Here is a 15,450-nt window from a genome sequence, read left to right on the forward strand (position 1 = left end):
GCAACACAGATGCTGCAGCACACACGTCACATCATCTTCGCCACCAACTTTTCAGATGCCTGCCACGCTGCTATTCCCGCCGTGGCCCGCTGGGTGGATATGCTCCAGTGCAAGCTCACCCTGCTGCATGTTTACGACGCTGATCGCGTCCTCTATCGCGACGCCAACTCGTTGCTGCAATCCTTTTTCGCCGAGGCCGACAACTATCCTCAATGCCAGCGTGTATTGATGAGCGGTGATCCGGCGGAGGGCATTTCGGAGTTTTGCCAGAGACACCGCGATGCCCTACTTGTCTTACCTCCCAGCGACCAGACCGGACTTCCGCGCCCGTGGCACCGCTCCCTCCGCGCACGCATGATCCAGACCCTGCCCATCCCCGTGTGGACGCTTGGCCGCACGCTCGTTGGCTCGGCACTTGCGGCCAACAGCGATCGTCATCTCGGTGTCTGGCTCAGCAGTCCGGAGGAAGGTCTCGCCCATGTCCGTCACGCTGCAAAGTATGCCGCGCAGACCGGGTCGACGCTGCATCTGTTGCACGTCGTACCCGATGTGAATGAAGGTTCACTGACACACACATTGCATACGCAGGCTCCGCTGGGCGAGGAGTACGCCGAAGAGTGGTTGACCCAGGTGGCCGCCAGCCTGGACAGCGCACAGCGCGTTGAGATTCACGTAGGCCAGGGAAAGGCCCGCCGTGTGTTGCCCAGGCTCATCCGGAGCAGTGGAGCGGAGTTGCTCATGGTCAGCCAGAACTCCGCCATAGAACGCGGCCTCTTCCGCTCTGAAGTAAGCTCCATCTTCCGCGAGTGCTGCTCGGGCATTGTCAGCGTACCGATGACTGGGCAGGGCAACCTGAAGATCAGCTCCTCTCCCGCAGTGCTGGAAGAAGTTGCTTAAAGCTCCCCTGTTGAACCCTTCTCGCCCCCGTTCCCTTCGCCTGGGAACGGGGGATTTTTTGGGATGGTTGAATGGTGGAATTGTTGAATGGTTGGGACACCACTAACCTTTTGGGTGTGTTCAGATATTCCATGCAATGGGTGGGAGATCGAGCGAAGCTCGATACGGTTTTTCCATTCAACTATTCAACCATTCAACTAACCAACCACACCGTAGCAACTAGCAACTGCACTGCCAGCAGTGCTCCACTCAATGCCAGGAACAACTTCCGCTGCTTCGTCTCCAGCGCATCTGCAAAGACGCCACCGGAAAAGGCGAACAGGAAGGGCAACGCCCATATCCATGGAGCAGATCGCACGCTCGTCGAGACCATCGGTAGCAGCAACAACGCCACCAGCAGCGGCACTGTGTTTCCGAAGTAGCGCGAGCGCCGTACGGTGAACCAGAGGAAGAGAGACACCAGCAAGGCGATCTCAATCGCTGCATTCTCCATCCAGTTGGCGAAGAAGAGGCCCGCTCCGTTCAGCGAGAACCAGAAGCGTGCTGCTCCTGCCGTAAAGACATAGCTGAAGGGCCCAATGCGGAAGGAGAAGAAGGCAAAGACGATCGCCATGGAACCCACAGCCGCCAGCACCATCGCCTGCATCACTGGACCGCGCCGGCGTTCCGCGAGATACATCATCAGGACGAAAGCGACGATGTAGCCGATCACCGCGGCCAGAATATGCGCGGTCGCGGTAAGTCCCAGCGCCAGGGTCAGCAGCAGGATGCGTGGCTTCCACTTGCGCCGCGGTCCCTGCATGGCGTGTGCCACACCGATGCCGGTATAGATCAGACCAAAGATGCCCGATGCCGCCAGGATCTCGTTGTTCGGTGTGGTTGAGATACGCAGGATTTCAGGACAGAAGCTGTACAGCCCCAGCGCGAAGAAGCCGCCTTCATTGCCGAAGAGCCGCCGGGCCACCCACCACAGCGCTCCGCCCAGCCATACCCCAAAGCAGAGAAAGGGCAACCGCAGCAGCCAGTTCACATATGACAACTGGTGCCGCGCCTCCCAGGTGGAGCCGTTCAACGTGCCGCCGGGGTAAAGCTTATTCTCCGGTGCACGGAAGTGATCTACGGCGAGCAGCGTCCAGCGCTGCACACTCAGTGGCAGACCGGCGACGCGATAGGCAAAGGTCCCATCGCCCTGCATGTTGCCGCAGGAGGTGAAGTAGCCCAACAGCGGAGAGGGGCGCTCCCACATCTCGCGTCCGCAGTGGGCATAGCGATAGTCGGTCTCGGTCAACGGAGCATGGGCAATGCGGTACAGCCCAAGCAGAGAGAAGACGAGGAGCAACAGCGCAGCCAGTTGCTGCGGTCGGCCAAACTGAATCCGTGGAAGGGTCATTGCCAGCGAAGCGCTCTTCCGCGCACCTCGCGGGTCAGAGTCCACTTTGAGTGTATCGTGAGGGGTATGGATTCCGTCTCGTTCCGGCCTGGCAAAGCCTATCTGTCCTCCCTCTCCCCGGCCGTGCCGTGGGCCGTTATCTTTGAGGATGAAGGCGATACCGCGTATTTTTACGCGATTGATACACGCCGCGGAGACTCCGACGACCGCATCCTCGACGCTGTGCTCATCTACAACGTCAAGCACATCCCCGACGCTGAGCGCGAACACCTCGCCTCTATCGTCTGGTCTCCAGACGGTCTGAAGGCACTGCTCTACCTGAACGGATACGCCCACGCCATCTTCGACTTCCAGAATCGCTGCGGCTACTGCCGCACCAACTTCCCAAACTTCATGGAAGACCAGCTCAGCGCCTGGCGAACCTCCAGCCACGCCTGGAACGACGATGTACTGCAGGAGTTCGAAGCGACACTCTATCGCTGATGGAATGATTGAATAACGAATAATTGAATGATGAGAAGGGCGTGCGTTCGGCGACCCCATAATGATTCAATGATTCAATCCCTTCAATTATTCAATTATTTTGCGCCATGAATCGCCAGCCTCATCGTCACTGTCTGTGGCGCCGCCAATGTCAGCACGCCCGTTCGTCCAGCATCGATGGAGCGGTCCAGCAGATTCTGCACTGCGACTGAGGCTGTAAACCGCCGCGCGAAGTCCCGCTCTGCTTGTACATCAAAGCGTGCATAGCTTCCCAGCTTCAACGTGTTCAGGGTGTCGTCATACTGACGTCCGCTCACATACGTCACTACGTTCAGCCGCCCGATGTGCTTGCTCTCCGCCGTGGTGGTCAGCGTAAAGGAGTGGCGTGGAACCTGCGGAGCCCATTTGTTCACAAGCTGCGGCTGCTGATCGAACCGTGTCACGGTTGCGACCGCAAGCTGATACGCTCCGGTAATCACCAGCGGACGGATGGGATGCACGCGCGCCTCCAGCATCATGCCGCGGCTGCGAAGCTGGCCGGCATTGAAGCGCTTGTCGGTAGTGGCTGTTGCAGTCTGGGTCTGGATGACGGTCGTGATCGGCCGGTTCACCATCGTCCAGAAGCCTGAGGCTCGTATCTGCACATCATGTGCCAGCGTGGCATTGCCGCCCAGCTCAAATCCGGTTGCCTTCTCTGACCGCAGGTCCGGATTCGCCAGCGTTGTCGTCGTACCCACGGTGCTGGTGCGGTACAGTTCGTTCAGTGTCGCTCCACGGAAGGCGCGGAAGACTGATCCCGTCAGCGAGACGCCGCGCCCGATATCGCGCACCACACCCAGTCTCGGGCTGAAGACATTCTCACCGCGTCCGGTCAGTGCCACCGCTGGTGTCGAGATCTGCCGGGGATCGATGATAGAGAAACGGTCATACCGTCCCGAAAGCTGCAACGTCCAGTGCCGCGGCTGCCACACGCCCAGCGCGTAGGCGCCTGTATCACGCTGGCGTGCCCGCGTATTCGTCTGGGCCTGCGGCACGCCGGCGGCGCTGTAGGGCGTCTCGATATTGGTTGCGCGGATGTCGCGCAGATCCGAACCGAAGGCAATGGTTACCGGAGCTCCGGCGAATCCACGCGCCCACTGCGCTGCATAGCCACGCTCCTCTGAAGGAACGCTCTGGGTGCGCACCACACGCTCTGAGCTGCGTGCAGTTCCCCCTAGCACCGTGCTGAAGCTCTGGCGGTAGTTCTCTTCCGCTCCGTAAAGCCGCAGGAAGGCGCGCCCATGATTGGCGGAGTTCCAGTCGCTGCCGGCGCTGTAGCGCCAGAGGCGCGTCGCATTCGTCGTCAGCGGAGTTCCGTTGCCGCGATTCTCATTCAGCAGATTGCCGCGCAGAAATCCTGAAAGCTCATTCGTGAACCGGCGCCGCACCTCGGTGCGCCCGCTCTGCCAATGCACAAAGGCTGGCACATCGACAGGGCCTCGCGCTGCCGGAGCCGTCAACTTGTATCCGTCAGTCTGAAAGAGTGTGACTGCTCCCAAACCGCTCCACGGTCCCTTAGCCAAGGTCAGCAGGCCATCACCGTCGGTTGTGTTCAGTCCCCCGCCTTCGATCGACGCTCCATAGCGCAGAGGTCCAGCCTCTTCAGGAGTCACATTGATGGCTCCGCCGATCGCTGACGATCCGTACAGGTCAGAGGCTCCGCCGCGCATCAGGTCTACCTGCTGCAACGCCAGCCGCGGCACTTCGTTCCAGTGCACCCAACCGCCGAAGGCATCGTTCAATGGCACCTGGTCGCTCAATACCAGCGTGCGGGAGGCAGCAGTCGATCCCAGGCCCCGCAGCGAGATGCCCTGCGAGGTGGGGTTGGCAACCCATGACGATGTTCTGCGGAAGAGCTGAAAGCCCGCCACCTGTTTCAATCGGTCATCAAGCGTGAATCCCGGAGTCCGATCCAGATCTTCGTTTGAAAGCACACGCACGCTGGAAGCGCCGGCATCCAGTGACAGGGCCTGCCGCGAGGCCGTCACCGTCACCTGCTCATTCACTGTTGGACGCGTCGTCTGAGCGGGAGTCGATGCGGTTTGCGAGCTCGGTACTGCTTGCGAAAAGGCCGGGGCAGGGAGACAAAGGACTGCAGCAACTGCGGCGTGCTTAACGTGCTTCATGGAATCGATCATGGCATAGGGTGCAGAGGTTTGGCTTGCCACCACTGGCGGAATGACGTTTCGGCGCGCGAGAATGTTTCTTATGGCAGTTCCCGCGCATGTGCGCATCGACAAATGGCTGTGGGCCGCGCGCTTCTTCAAGACCCGCTCCCTCGCCGTTAAAGCCTGTGAGCTTGGCCGCATCCTGTCCAACGGCCAGGCCGCTAAGCCGGCACGAGAGGTAAGACCAGGTGACCGGCTGCGCATCACCAACGACGGCGGTACGTTTGAGGTGACCGTCCTGGCTCTCAGCGAAGCGCGCGGACCTGCCGCTGTCGCTCAGGCCCTTTACCAGGAGAGTGAGGAGAGCAAAGCCGCCCGAGCTCTTGTCGCCGAAGCGCGCAAGTCCATGCCTGTCTTTGAGTTCGAGCACGAGGGCCGACCTTCCAAGCGAGATCGCCGTCAGCTCAGCCGCCTTCGCGGGAGATGAAATAATCGCGTTATGACATCCCGGAAGGTCACGCTCACCCCAAAAGAGTTCGCCCTGATTGGCCGTGCTCTGGCCGAGCCGCGTCGTGTGCAGATGCTGAAAGACCTTTCGGCCCGCGAGACCTGCATGACCTGCGGTGAGCTGCAGGAGACCCAGGACATCACCCTTCCCACACTCTCGCACCACATTAAGGAGCTCGAGGCCGCCGGCCTGATCGAGGTCCGCCGCGAAGGCCGCTGCGGCTTCCTCACACTGAATCGCGAAGTCCTCAAGGCCTACCTCGACGAGCTCTCCCGGATTTAATTGCATCTCTGCCGCGAGCCGCAGCGTCTTCCTTAAAGCTTCGACACCCGTCGAATCTTTGGCGCAGACCCATTCTTTATGCCACATGCGCCCGGCGGCCCCAACCTCATGCGGCCCCGGGCGCATTTTTACCAGCCCATACACGGGGTGCCCCAGGTCCCCAGGGGACCTGGGTATTCGAGCGAAGCTCGAACCGTCTTTACCAATGGGTACGATCAAAAAACAAAACAGCCACCCCAAAGGGTGGCTGTTCTGTTTATCAGAGAGAGTGTGTGAGAGTTACTCGCGCTCGCTGCGCTTCCAGTTGATCAGATCGCCCAGCGTGGTGCTGGAAGAGCTGGAGGTGCTGGAAGAGGAGGAGGCCTTGGACTTGTAGCTCTCGACCTCTGCGCGGCTGGCGTCGTCGCCGATACCGCGCAGGCTCAGACCAACCTTCTTCTCTTCCGGGCTCATCTTCACGATCTTGAACTCGCGCTCGTCACCGATTTCCAGGTGTACGGGTGCGCCGAAATCGTCGACCATCTCGGATACGTGGCACAGACCCTCAACACCTTCGGCGATCTCAACGAAGGCGCCGAACTGCGCGGTGCGGAGAACCTTACCCTTCACCACATCACTGGTACGGTGCTGTGCGAAGAAGGTATCCCAGACATCGGGCTCAAGCTGCTTGATACCGAGCGACAGGCGGCGGTTCTCCGGCTCGACGCCGAGAACAACAGCCTTGACCTTCTCACCCTTCTTCAGCACTTCCGAGGGGTGCTTCACGCGCTTGGTCCAGCTCAGGTTGCTGACGTGTACCAGGCCATCGATACCGTCTTCGATCTCGATGAAGGCGCCGAAGTCGGTGAGATTGCGGACGCGGCCTTCAACGGTGGAGCCCACCGGGAACTTGTCGTCCAACTGCTCCCACGGATTCTCCTGCAGCTGCTTCATGCCCAGCGAGATACGACGATCCTGCGGGTTGACCGCGAGGATGATGGTATCGACTTCGTCACCCGGCTTGACCAGCTTGGAGGGGTGCTTCAGGCGCTTGGACCAGCTCATCTCGCTGACGTGCACCAGACCCTCGATGCCCTGCTCCAGCTCGACGAACGCGCCGTAGTCGGTGACCGAGAGAACGCGGCCACGAACCTGGGCGCCGATCGGGTAACGCTCGACGGCGTCCAGCCACGGATCAGGTGTCAGCTGCTTGAAGCCGAGCGAAACACGCTGCTTATCTTTGTCGAACTTCAGAACCTTGACCTGGATCTCATCGCCAACCTGTACCAGGTCGCGCGGATGCGTCAGGCGGCCCCAGCTCATGTCGGTGATGTGCAGCAGACCATCCAGACCGGAGAGGTCAACGAACGCGCCGTAGTCGGTGAGGTTCTTCACAACACCGGTCAGCACTGCGCCCTCTTCCAGGGTCTCCAGCGTGGCAGACTTCTTGGAGTTCTGCTCCTCTTCCAGGATCTCCTTGCGGGAGACGACCACATTGCCGCGCTTCTTGTTCAGCTTGATGACGCGGACGTCGATCGGATGACCCACATAACCATCGAGGTTACGGACGGGGCGGATCTCAACCTGCGAACCCGGCAGGAAGGCCTTGATGCCGATATCAACGGTCAGGCCACCCTTCACGCGGCCGAGAACGGTGCCGGTGACGATGGTCTTCTCATTGGCAGCCTTCTCGAGCTCATCCCATACGCGAAGGCGCTGTGCCTTCTCGTAGCTGACCAGATAGCCGCCCTCGGACTCCTCACGCTCAACGACCACGTCCACCGTGTCACCGATATTGAACTTCGGTGCACCGGTGTGATCCACAACCTGATCCAGCGGAATCAGACCCTCGGACTTCAGGCCGATGTCGACCACGACATGCTTGTCGGTGATCTTCACCACGGTGCCTGTCGTGATGGTGTCGTCGGACATTGCCGACTGGGCTGCTTCCTTTTCGGCTGCCTGCTCGCGGTCGAAGCTCTCGAGCGCAGTAGCAAAGTCCGCCATGTCGTAGTCGACGTCATGCTCATCGGCTACATCAGTGGTGTGAGTGGTTTCGGTGGCGGCCGCAACGGCGGTCGTCTCTTCAGGGGTGAGGGTTTCCAGTTCGGTGTTCAGGGTTTTGCTCTCTGTTAAAGGATTTGGATTTTGGGGTTCAGCCATTGGACGAGTTTGGGATTCAACCATTGGACGAAGACTCCCGAGGCCAGGATTCACGCGACCTGCTAATTTCCGACAAGGCATCAAGTCAGCCCGCAGCATCTTGGGGGCCGGCTCAACTACTTGTCACACTTCCCAAAGGGAGGCTCGGCAGGCAGGAGCGAATCGGTTGTTGCAGGGTCCCCCCGCTGGTCTCGTGGAGCAGAGGGGCTCGACTTCTATGTTAGCAACGTGGATATCCTGCGTCAAACTAACCTGACACAAGATTTACATGCATTTGACGCGGATTTAAGCGCGATTTGCGGAGCGAATCAACCTGTGGGGTCCGTTGCAGGCTCTGAGCCCTATCTTTTGATAGGTCAGCTCCTCCAATGCAGCTCTACCGGGCCTGTAAGCGGGTGTTCTCCCTCGCCGGAAAGCCGACGCTGTTTCAAGGCGAAATACCACTTCGCCGGTTTGTCGGCGTCGTCGATCAGCATCATCGCCGGCCGGAAACGCAGGCCCTCAGCCTGTTCCATCATCGTTTCCTGGTCCTGGCGGACGAAACGCTTGCCAAACCACATCGCAACGGGCCGCACGATCGGCAGCCAGGTCAGCATGCTCCAGGCCGCAATCACATCGATCCGGCAGGTAGAGGCGGTAACCGGCGTGACCGTTGTCAGCGACGCGAACCAGTGGGTGATCTCGCCGTTCTTCCTTGCCACGACCGTTTCGAATCGGCGATTCGGCAAGGAAAAATCGATTGTCGTTTCCGGCTTTCCTATTAATTTGTAGGGCGCCGAGTTCGACGAGGGCGTGTGCGGCGACATCCGGAAGCCTTCCGGAATCGGTTCGAAGTGCTTGGTCTTCTCGTGAATGCTGGCGGCGCTGCGCCACCACCAGGCACGATGCACAAACGGGCCATGCGCCGGGTCCATCAGGCCGATGATGCCGTGATCCACATTGCACGGCAGATCCGCCTGCAGATGCGCAGTCGTGAACCGGGGGCCAAACTTCGGCAGCTCGGGAACGGGCGGCAGACTGGCAGGAGCGCGATTTTCGCCCGGTTTGGGGACGTAAACCCAGGCGTAGCCGTCCTGCTCCACGCAGGGATAGGCTCCGGCGAAAATCTTGCCGGGCTGCAGCGTGTCAAATTGCGTCAGCGACGGGATTTCGGCGCACTGGCCGCCGCAGGGCTCGAACTTCCAGCCGTGGTACTTGCACTGGACGTGCTCGCCATCGAACCAGCCGGCCGAAAGCGGAATGCCGCGATGGGGGCAGAGATCGCGCATGGCGAAGATGCGACCGTCGTTTTTGCGTCCCAGTAACAGCGGGACACCCAGCAGCAGCGAGGTCGTGGTCTTTCCCTTGCGCAGCAGGTCACTGCGAAGCGCCGGATACCAGTCGCCGAAGATCAGCTCGGTTGGCGGGCCATCGACATTGGCCAAAAGACTGTCATTGCGCAACTTCATCCGAGCCTGAGGCTACACCATCCGGGCCGTAGAGTAGTTCTCCTAAAAATGTAGAGCGGAGTATCGGGGCCCCGGCGAACTTGTTCGCAGGGGTGAAGTTCTGGCTGTCTGGGCCGTTTTTCTGCGAAGAAAACGGCATTCACTGATGTATCCAACGCTACATCATTAGGAGAACTGCTCTAAAGAAAGAGTGATGTGGCACACATACACTGAAGGGAAGCCATGCGTGAGATCGCCCCTTCTACCCGACGTCTGCTGTGGCTCCTGGCCCTGTGGGCTGTCTTTTATGCCAGCTTCACGCTGTTTACCCCGCCGTTGCTGGACGACGCCGACTCGGTTCACGCTGAGGTAGCCCGCGAGATGGTGCAGCGGCACGACTGGGTGACGCTGTACGCCAACGGCATCCGGTACCTGGAAAAGGCGCCGATCCTGTACTGGTCGATGGCCGCTTCCATCAAGCTGTTTGGGGCTTATGCCGCTGCCGCCAGAGTTCCTATGGCATTGATGGTGCTGGGCTTAGTCGCTGCAGCCTGGGCATTTGGACGGCTGCTGGCAGGGCACGAGCGGTCCGGGTTCTACGCGGCGATCGTACTGCTCTCCAGCTTCGGCATCTTCATCTTCAGCCGGATCCTGTTGCCTGACGTCGCGGTCTGCCTGTGGCTGACGCTGGCGATGTTCTGTTTCTGGCAGACGGAGAAGATCGACTTCGCCGACGCGGAGCACGGATGGGGCGGGCAGCGTCGCACCCAGCCGGCGGGCTGGTGCTGGGGTTTCGCCGCCTGCTGCGCCCTGGGGGTTCTGACCAAGGGACTGATCGGTATGGTCTTTCCTATCCTCATCGCCGGGGCTTACCTGCTGCTGACGCGCGGAGTGAGGGGTACGCTGGTCCGCCTCTGGCAGCTCCGGCCGGTCAGTTCGCTGCTGGTCTTTCTGGCTGTGGCAGCGCCGTGGCATGTCCTGATCGCGCGGGCGAACCCGAGCCAGGGGCATCCCGGCGGTCTGATGCACCTGAACGGACACTGGTTTGTGCCGGAACCCACGCTGGGCAATGTGCACGGGTGGACCTGGTTCTACTTCATGAACGAGCACGTGCTGCGCTACATGAACCTGCGCGTGCCGCGCGACTACGACACCGTGCCCCTCTGGCTCTTCTGGCTGCTGGTGCTGGTCTGGCTATTGCCCTGGTCGGTATTTCTTTTCCCCGCTCTGAAGCGGATCCGGCTGCGGGAACGGACAGCGGCTGGGCGGGCGAAGCTGTTTCTCGCCGTGTGGGCGGCGGTGCCGATGCTCTTCTTCAGCTTCTCCACGCGGCAGGAGTACTACGTACTCCCCGTGCTTCCGGCACTGGCATTGCTGATCGGATGGTGGATGCACGATGAAGCCACAGAGGCAGAGAGCTTTGCCGTTCCCCAGCCGCTGGTCGTCGCTGGGCAGCGTGCGGCCACGGCGTTGTTCGTCATCGGCGTCCTGGTGATGCTGGTCTGCGGCCTGCTGCTGCTGAATGCAAAACAGCCCGCTCCGGGCACGGATATCGCGTCGCTGCTTCAGCAGAATCCTGGTGACTACGCGCTCTCGTTCGGGCACTTCCTCGACCTGAACGCGGCGGCAATGGGAATGTTTGCCGGACCGCTGGGCCTGACCGCCATTGCCTTCGGCGTGGGAAGCGCGGTGGCATGGTGGAAGCGGCGGCAGTTCGAACCGCATCACTCGAACCTCTGGATCGCCGCGTTAGCCTTCACCTTTCTGCTGGCGGCGCATACTGGACTCCGCTTTTTCGCTCCGGCACTGAGTTCCAAACAGTTGGCCGATGCCATAAAAGATGAAGTGCAGCCGAACGACCTGATCGTGATTCACGGTGAGTACGAGGCTGGATCGACGCTGGGCTTCTATCTGCGAAGGAATGACATTCATATCTTCGAAGGACACAGCGCGAACCTCTGGTACGGATCGTTCTTCATCGACGCTCCAAAGATCTTCGAAGACGAGGCTTCGCTGAAGGCGAAGTGGAAGAGCCCGCAACGGATTTTCCTATGGGCCGAGAGCGCCAAAGTCCCGGCATTCCTCGGGAAGGACTACGTGGTCGTGATCGAGAGCGGAGGGAAACTGTTGATCGCGAATTACGCGATGAAAACTGAATCATTCAATCATTGAATAATTGAATGATTCAATCCGGGTGGGATATTGCGTTGTGCGCGACCGCCCTTCTTGTTTGTCATCCTGAGCATAGCGAAGGACCTGCTGTTAGCGATTTGTCCCAGTTATGGGACGATACGGAACACCTCAAATTCCCGCATCATTCAATCATTCCGTTATTCCATCATTCAATTTGCTCGAATCAACTTCCCCTTATCCAGCTTGAACCGTTCCCCCCGCCACTCGATGGTGTCGTCCAGCAATGCGAAGAGCCAAAGCAGAAGACAGGCAACATCCTTGAGGGGTATGACCCACAGATCACGCAACACCTGCCCGTCGCGCAGTACGCCGACACCTGCGGCCAGGCAAACAGTCATGCGCGCCAGCAGCGCCATTGAGAGCAATGAGAAGCTCCAGAGATCAAACCCGCTGGCGATGACAGTAGCCAACGCCCAGGGGACACAGTAGGTCGTAGGGAGTCCGAAGTAGCCGCCCGGGCGGGCATCGCGGATGGTGCGATACCAGCGAAGCTGGTGGTTCCAATAGCCTGAGGCGCTGTACTGCGGCACGGATGTCTCTACAACCTCGTCGGAGAGCACGACTTCATATCCAGCCTGGCTGATGCGAAGGCCGAGTTCGTAATCGTCGGCGAGGTATTCAACAATCGCTTCCAGCCCGCCGATCTCTTCAATGATCCGCTTGCGTGTGGCCAGCGTTGCGCCGAGGCCGAAGCGGATGCCCTTCTCCATGCGGCGCGCGGCAAACAGCCCGGGAACGAAGTCGCAGGAGACGCCGAGAGCCTCAAACTTCGCCCACAACGTAGCGCCGCGTGTCGCGGTAACGGCGCGATAAGCACACGTCACCATGCCGATGCGGGCGTTATCGAAGGGCGAGATGATACGCGTGAGGTAGCGCGGCGAGACGACGATATCGGCATCGTTGATGACGATGTACTCGTGGCGTGCATGCGGCAGCATCTGCGCCAGGTTGCTCACCTTGCCGCTGGTGCCCAGACGCAGCGGACAATGGACGAGCACGATGTCCATCTGTGGGAACTCGGCTTGCAGCCGATGAACCTCGGCGACTGCCGGGTCACCCATGTCAGAGACGCCGAAGAGCAATTGCACAGGCCCCTCATACTGCTGGGTGCAGTGGCTGGCGAAAGCTGCGTAAAGCTTCGGGTCAACGCCCTTGAGCGGCTTCATCACAGTAACGCCGGGAGCAAACTCCGGACGCTTGGCGGTGCGCCAGAAACGGACAAAGTCACGCGTGCCCCACAGGGCCAGAAGCGAAAAGGCAATACCTGCCAGCGTGAGCAGGGCGAAAAAGATCGCGACACCGAGAGCCATTATGGTTAGGGTAATTGGTCCGGGGAGAAACGAGTTGCCAGTTGCGAATGGGCGAGGCCGCCGTGGGTTGCCTTGGCGGGTGTGTCGAAGATCCCTATCTTGCCCATGCCGTACTTCGGCAACTGGTACCTGGCAACTGGCAACTGCTTTATTCGTAGCGCAGGGCCTCGATTGGATTCAGATTCGCAGCCTTCCACGCCGGATAGATACCGAAGACCAGGCCAATGCCGCAGGAGCCGATGAAGGCGACGATGATCCAGATCGGCGAGATGCTGACCGGAACGATGAAGTGAAGCAGGCTGGCGAGAATGCCTCCTACGGTGATGCCGATGAAGCCGCCGACTGCGCACAGCGTTATCGCCTCCAGCGTGAACTGCGAGAGGATCGTCTTCTTGGTGGCGCCGATCGCCTTGCGGACGCCGATCTCGCGCGTGCGTTCGGTGACGGAGACGAGCATGATGTTCATCACGCCGACGCCGCCGACCATCAGGCCGACGGAGGAAAGACCGAACATCAGGGCGAAGAGACCGCCGGTGATCTGCGACCACAGACGTGTGATCGAGTCTGAGGAGAAGATGGCGAAGTTGTCGTTCTTGTTGTTCGGCACCTTGCGGCGGCGGCGCAGCAAGTCGCGCAGCTCATCCTCAACAAGCGGACGGTTCTTCTGGTCGTCGTACTTCACGCTGACCCAGTAGTCCAGCACCTCGGGATGCAGCTTGTGGAAGGTGTTCAGCGGGACATAGGCATAGTTGTCCTGCGGATTCTTTCCGCCGCCAACCAGCGACTTCTGCTTGTCCATCACGCCGATAACCGTGAAGAAGCGGCCTTCCAGCGAGATCTCCTGGCCGATCGGATTTTCGCTGGGAAAGAGGCCGGCGGCGGTGTCGTGCCCAAGCACGACGACATCGGAGGCTCGCTCTTCTTCGGTGTCCGTGAACATACGGCCGGCGGTCATGTTGTAGTCGTAGACGTCCTTGACGGCGGCGGTGTCGCCTTCGATCGAGACCGACTGCACCTTGCGGCTCTTGTACTTGGCGGTGACGTTGCCTTCGTTGAACTGGAAGTTGGTGTAGCGCAGGCCGGGCGAGACGGCGGTGACGTGCGGCAGATCCTTCATCGCCATGGCATCTTCATAGGTAAGTTGCTTGCGTGTGAGCATCTCGGTGGAGGGCCGGCCGAAGCCGAACTCGAAGCGGAAGACCCACAGCACATTGGTGCCGAAGCTGGCGACTGCGTCCGAAACCTGGCCGTTAAGGCCGTTGATGACGGACGAGATCAGGATGACGGTGGAGACACCGATGACGATGCCAAGGATGGTGAGGCCGCTGCGCAGCTTGTTGGCGCGCAGCGTGTCCAGCGCCATGGTAACGGTCTCTTTGAAGTCGCCAAGGTTCATTTAGAGCTCCGACCGCAGCGCAACGATGGGATCCAGCATGGCTGCCTTTCTTGCGGGATAGACGCCGAAGAACAGACCGACGGCGGTGGCGACAAACAGGCCGGCGAAGATGCTCCAGACGGCGAGCGATGAAGGAAAACCGAGAGCCGCGGTGACACCCTGCGCTACACCGATGCCTCCGATGACGCCGAAGACACCGCCGACCAGCGAGAGTGTCGCGCTCTCGATCAGGAACTGCAGCATCACGTCGCTCCGCTTAGCCCCAAGGGCTTTGCGGACGCCGATCTCGCGGGTGCGTTCCGTCACCGAGACCAGCATGATGTTCATGATGACGATGCCGCCGACGACCAGCGAGACACCGGCGATAGCGACCGCCACGGCCTCAAAGCCGCCGGCGATCTGGTTCCACAGGCCGACAAAGCTGTCGTTGGTATCGAGGTTGAAATCGTCCTCTTCGCCCGGGCGGTTGTGGCGCTCGCTGCGCATCAGCGTGCGGACCTCTTCCACAGCCGCATTCAGCGGCTCGCCGGTGGACCCGGCCTTGGCATAGACCGTGATGGTCTTCGATGTACCGTAGCTGCGTTGGTAGGCCGTGATGGGGACGGCGACCCAGTTGTCCTGGCTGGCTCCGAAGCTCTTGCCCTGCTTTTCGCCGACACCAATCACGGTGTACGGAACCCCGTCGACGCGGATCTCCTGCCCGAGCGGGTCGTTGCCTCCGAGCACGTTGTCCTGAATATCGGTGCCGATGATGGCGACGTGCGAGTTATGTTCCTCTTCGGTGGGGGTAAAGCTGCGGCCAAGAATAACGTTGAGGTTGTACATGGGCGGCATGGAGGCGGTCCATCCGCGGATGTCGGTATCGGTGGTGGAGTGCGTTCCGGAGACGACCTTGCCCGTCGAGCTCTGCAGGGCGCCCACGGCCTGGCAGCGATGGCAGTGCTCAAGGACGAACTGGTAGTCCTCCAGGCGGATGATCTTCCGCTTCTGGAACTTCCTATACTCGTCGTACGAGGAGATGACGCGCGGCTGCTTGCTGACGGTGAAAACGTCGGCGCCGTAGCGGTAGATCTTTTCGGCGACGTAGACATTGGCGCCGTTGACCAGGGTGACGACGGCAATCACCGAGCCCACACCGATGACCACGCCAAGCAGCGTAAGTACCGAACGGAGCTTATTGGCCCACAGCGACTGCAGGGCGATCTTGATGGCTTCGCGGAATTCCATGGGTGGGTGATCTTTGTTCGATAAGGGTACGTCAGAAACGCGGTAGAA

At 60.3% G+C, this 15,450-nt stretch carries 13 protein-coding genes; 5 read left to right on the plus strand and 8 right to left on the minus strand.

Translation table 11 applies throughout. The annotated features are described in order from the left end of the window. The first annotated feature begins 9 nt into the window (after positions 1–9). Positions 10–897 (plus strand): universal stress protein, encoded by an 888-nt coding sequence (locus FTW19_RS03160; RefSeq protein ID WP_147646291.1) that lies wholly within the window; start codon positions 10–12, stop codon positions 895–897. 193 nt (positions 898–1,090) lie between these two features. On the opposite strand, the gene FTW19_RS03165 is transcribed toward FTW19_RS03160, so the two are convergent. Further along, the gene (locus tag FTW19_RS03165; RefSeq protein ID WP_147646292.1) at positions 1,091–2,287 is read right to left on the minus strand and encodes a hypothetical protein; all 1,197 of its coding nucleotides are present in this window, start codon (positions 2,285–2,287) and stop codon (positions 1,091–1,093) included. 66 nt (positions 2,288–2,353) lie between these two features. Here FTW19_RS03165 and FTW19_RS03170 point away from each other — a divergent pair, with 66 nt between their 5' ends. After that, a complete protein-coding gene (locus tag FTW19_RS03170) occupies positions 2,354–2,770 on the plus strand; it encodes a DUF2251 domain-containing protein (protein WP_147646293.1) in 417 nt (138 codons plus the stop codon). A 95-nt stretch (positions 2,771–2,865) separates the two neighbouring features. Here the strand turns inward: FTW19_RS03170 and FTW19_RS03175 are convergent, their stop codons facing one another. Then, positions 2,866–4,935 (minus strand): TonB-dependent receptor, encoded by a 2,070-nt coding sequence (locus FTW19_RS03175; protein WP_187143228.1) that lies wholly within the window; start codon positions 4,933–4,935, stop codon positions 2,866–2,868. 82 nt (positions 4,936–5,017) lie between these two features. Here FTW19_RS03175 and FTW19_RS03180 point away from each other — a divergent pair, with 82 nt between their 5' ends. Continuing rightward, the gene (locus FTW19_RS03180) at positions 5,018–5,404 is read left to right on the plus strand and encodes an RNA-binding S4 domain-containing protein (protein ID WP_147646295.1); all 387 of its coding nucleotides are present in this window, start codon (positions 5,018–5,020) and stop codon (positions 5,402–5,404) included. A gap of 12 nt (positions 5,405–5,416) precedes the next feature. Next, entirely contained in the window at positions 5,417–5,707 is a 291-nt protein-coding gene (locus FTW19_RS03185) for an ArsR/SmtB family transcription factor (protein ID WP_147646296.1), read from the plus strand. Between the two features lie 279 nt (positions 5,708–5,986). Here the strand turns inward: FTW19_RS03185 and FTW19_RS03190 are convergent, their stop codons facing one another. Together FTW19_RS03190 and FTW19_RS03195 are read right to left on the minus strand one after the other, a co-directional pair. After that, a complete protein-coding gene (locus tag FTW19_RS03190; protein WP_147646297.1) occupies positions 5,987–7,849 on the minus strand; it encodes a 30S ribosomal protein S1 in 1,863 nt (620 codons plus the stop codon). Positions 7,850–8,205: 356 nt separating this feature from the next. Further along, a complete protein-coding gene (locus tag FTW19_RS03195) occupies positions 8,206–9,297 on the minus strand; it encodes a Rieske 2Fe-2S domain-containing protein (RefSeq protein WP_147646298.1) in 1,092 nt (363 codons plus the stop codon). Positions 9,298–9,519: 222 nt separating this feature from the next. Between FTW19_RS03195 and FTW19_RS03200 the strand changes: the two genes are divergently transcribed. After that, positions 9,520–11,448: an ArnT family glycosyltransferase gene (locus tag FTW19_RS03200; RefSeq protein ID WP_147646299.1), complete on the plus strand. Its 1,929-nt coding sequence runs from the start codon at positions 9,520–9,522 to the stop codon at positions 11,446–11,448. 170 nt (positions 11,449–11,618) lie between these two features. Here FTW19_RS03200 and hpnI read toward each other — a convergent pair whose 3' ends face one another. The 4 genes from hpnI to FTW19_RS03215 are packed head-to-tail and all read right to left on the minus strand — an operon-like array spanning position 11,619 to position 15,402. Beyond that, a complete protein-coding gene (gene hpnI / locus FTW19_RS03205; RefSeq protein ID WP_147646300.1) occupies positions 11,619–12,779 on the minus strand; it encodes a bacteriohopanetetrol glucosamine biosynthesis glycosyltransferase HpnI in 1,161 nt (386 codons plus the stop codon). Positions 12,780–12,784: 5 nt separating this feature from the next. Then, the gene (locus FTW19_RS25680; RefSeq protein ID WP_187143230.1) at positions 12,785–12,922 is read right to left on the minus strand and encodes a hypothetical protein; all 138 of its coding nucleotides are present in this window, start codon (positions 12,920–12,922) and stop codon (positions 12,785–12,787) included. Positions 12,923–12,927: 5 nt separating this feature from the next. Further along, positions 12,928–14,175, minus strand: coding sequence for an ABC transporter permease (locus FTW19_RS03210; RefSeq protein ID WP_147646301.1), 1,248 nt, complete (start codon positions 14,173–14,175; stop codon positions 12,928–12,930). Further along, positions 14,176–15,402 carry an ABC transporter permease gene (locus FTW19_RS03215; protein ID WP_147646302.1) on the minus strand — a complete coding sequence of 409 codons (1,227 nt, stop codon included), beginning with the start codon at positions 15,400–15,402 and terminating at the stop codon, positions 14,176–14,178. Between the last annotated feature and the right edge of the window lie 48 nt (positions 15,403–15,450).

Origin of the sequence: Terriglobus albidus, from assembly GCF_008000815.1 — a bacterium.
Lineage (GTDB): Bacteria > Acidobacteriota > Terriglobia > Terriglobales > Acidobacteriaceae > Terriglobus > Terriglobus albidus_A.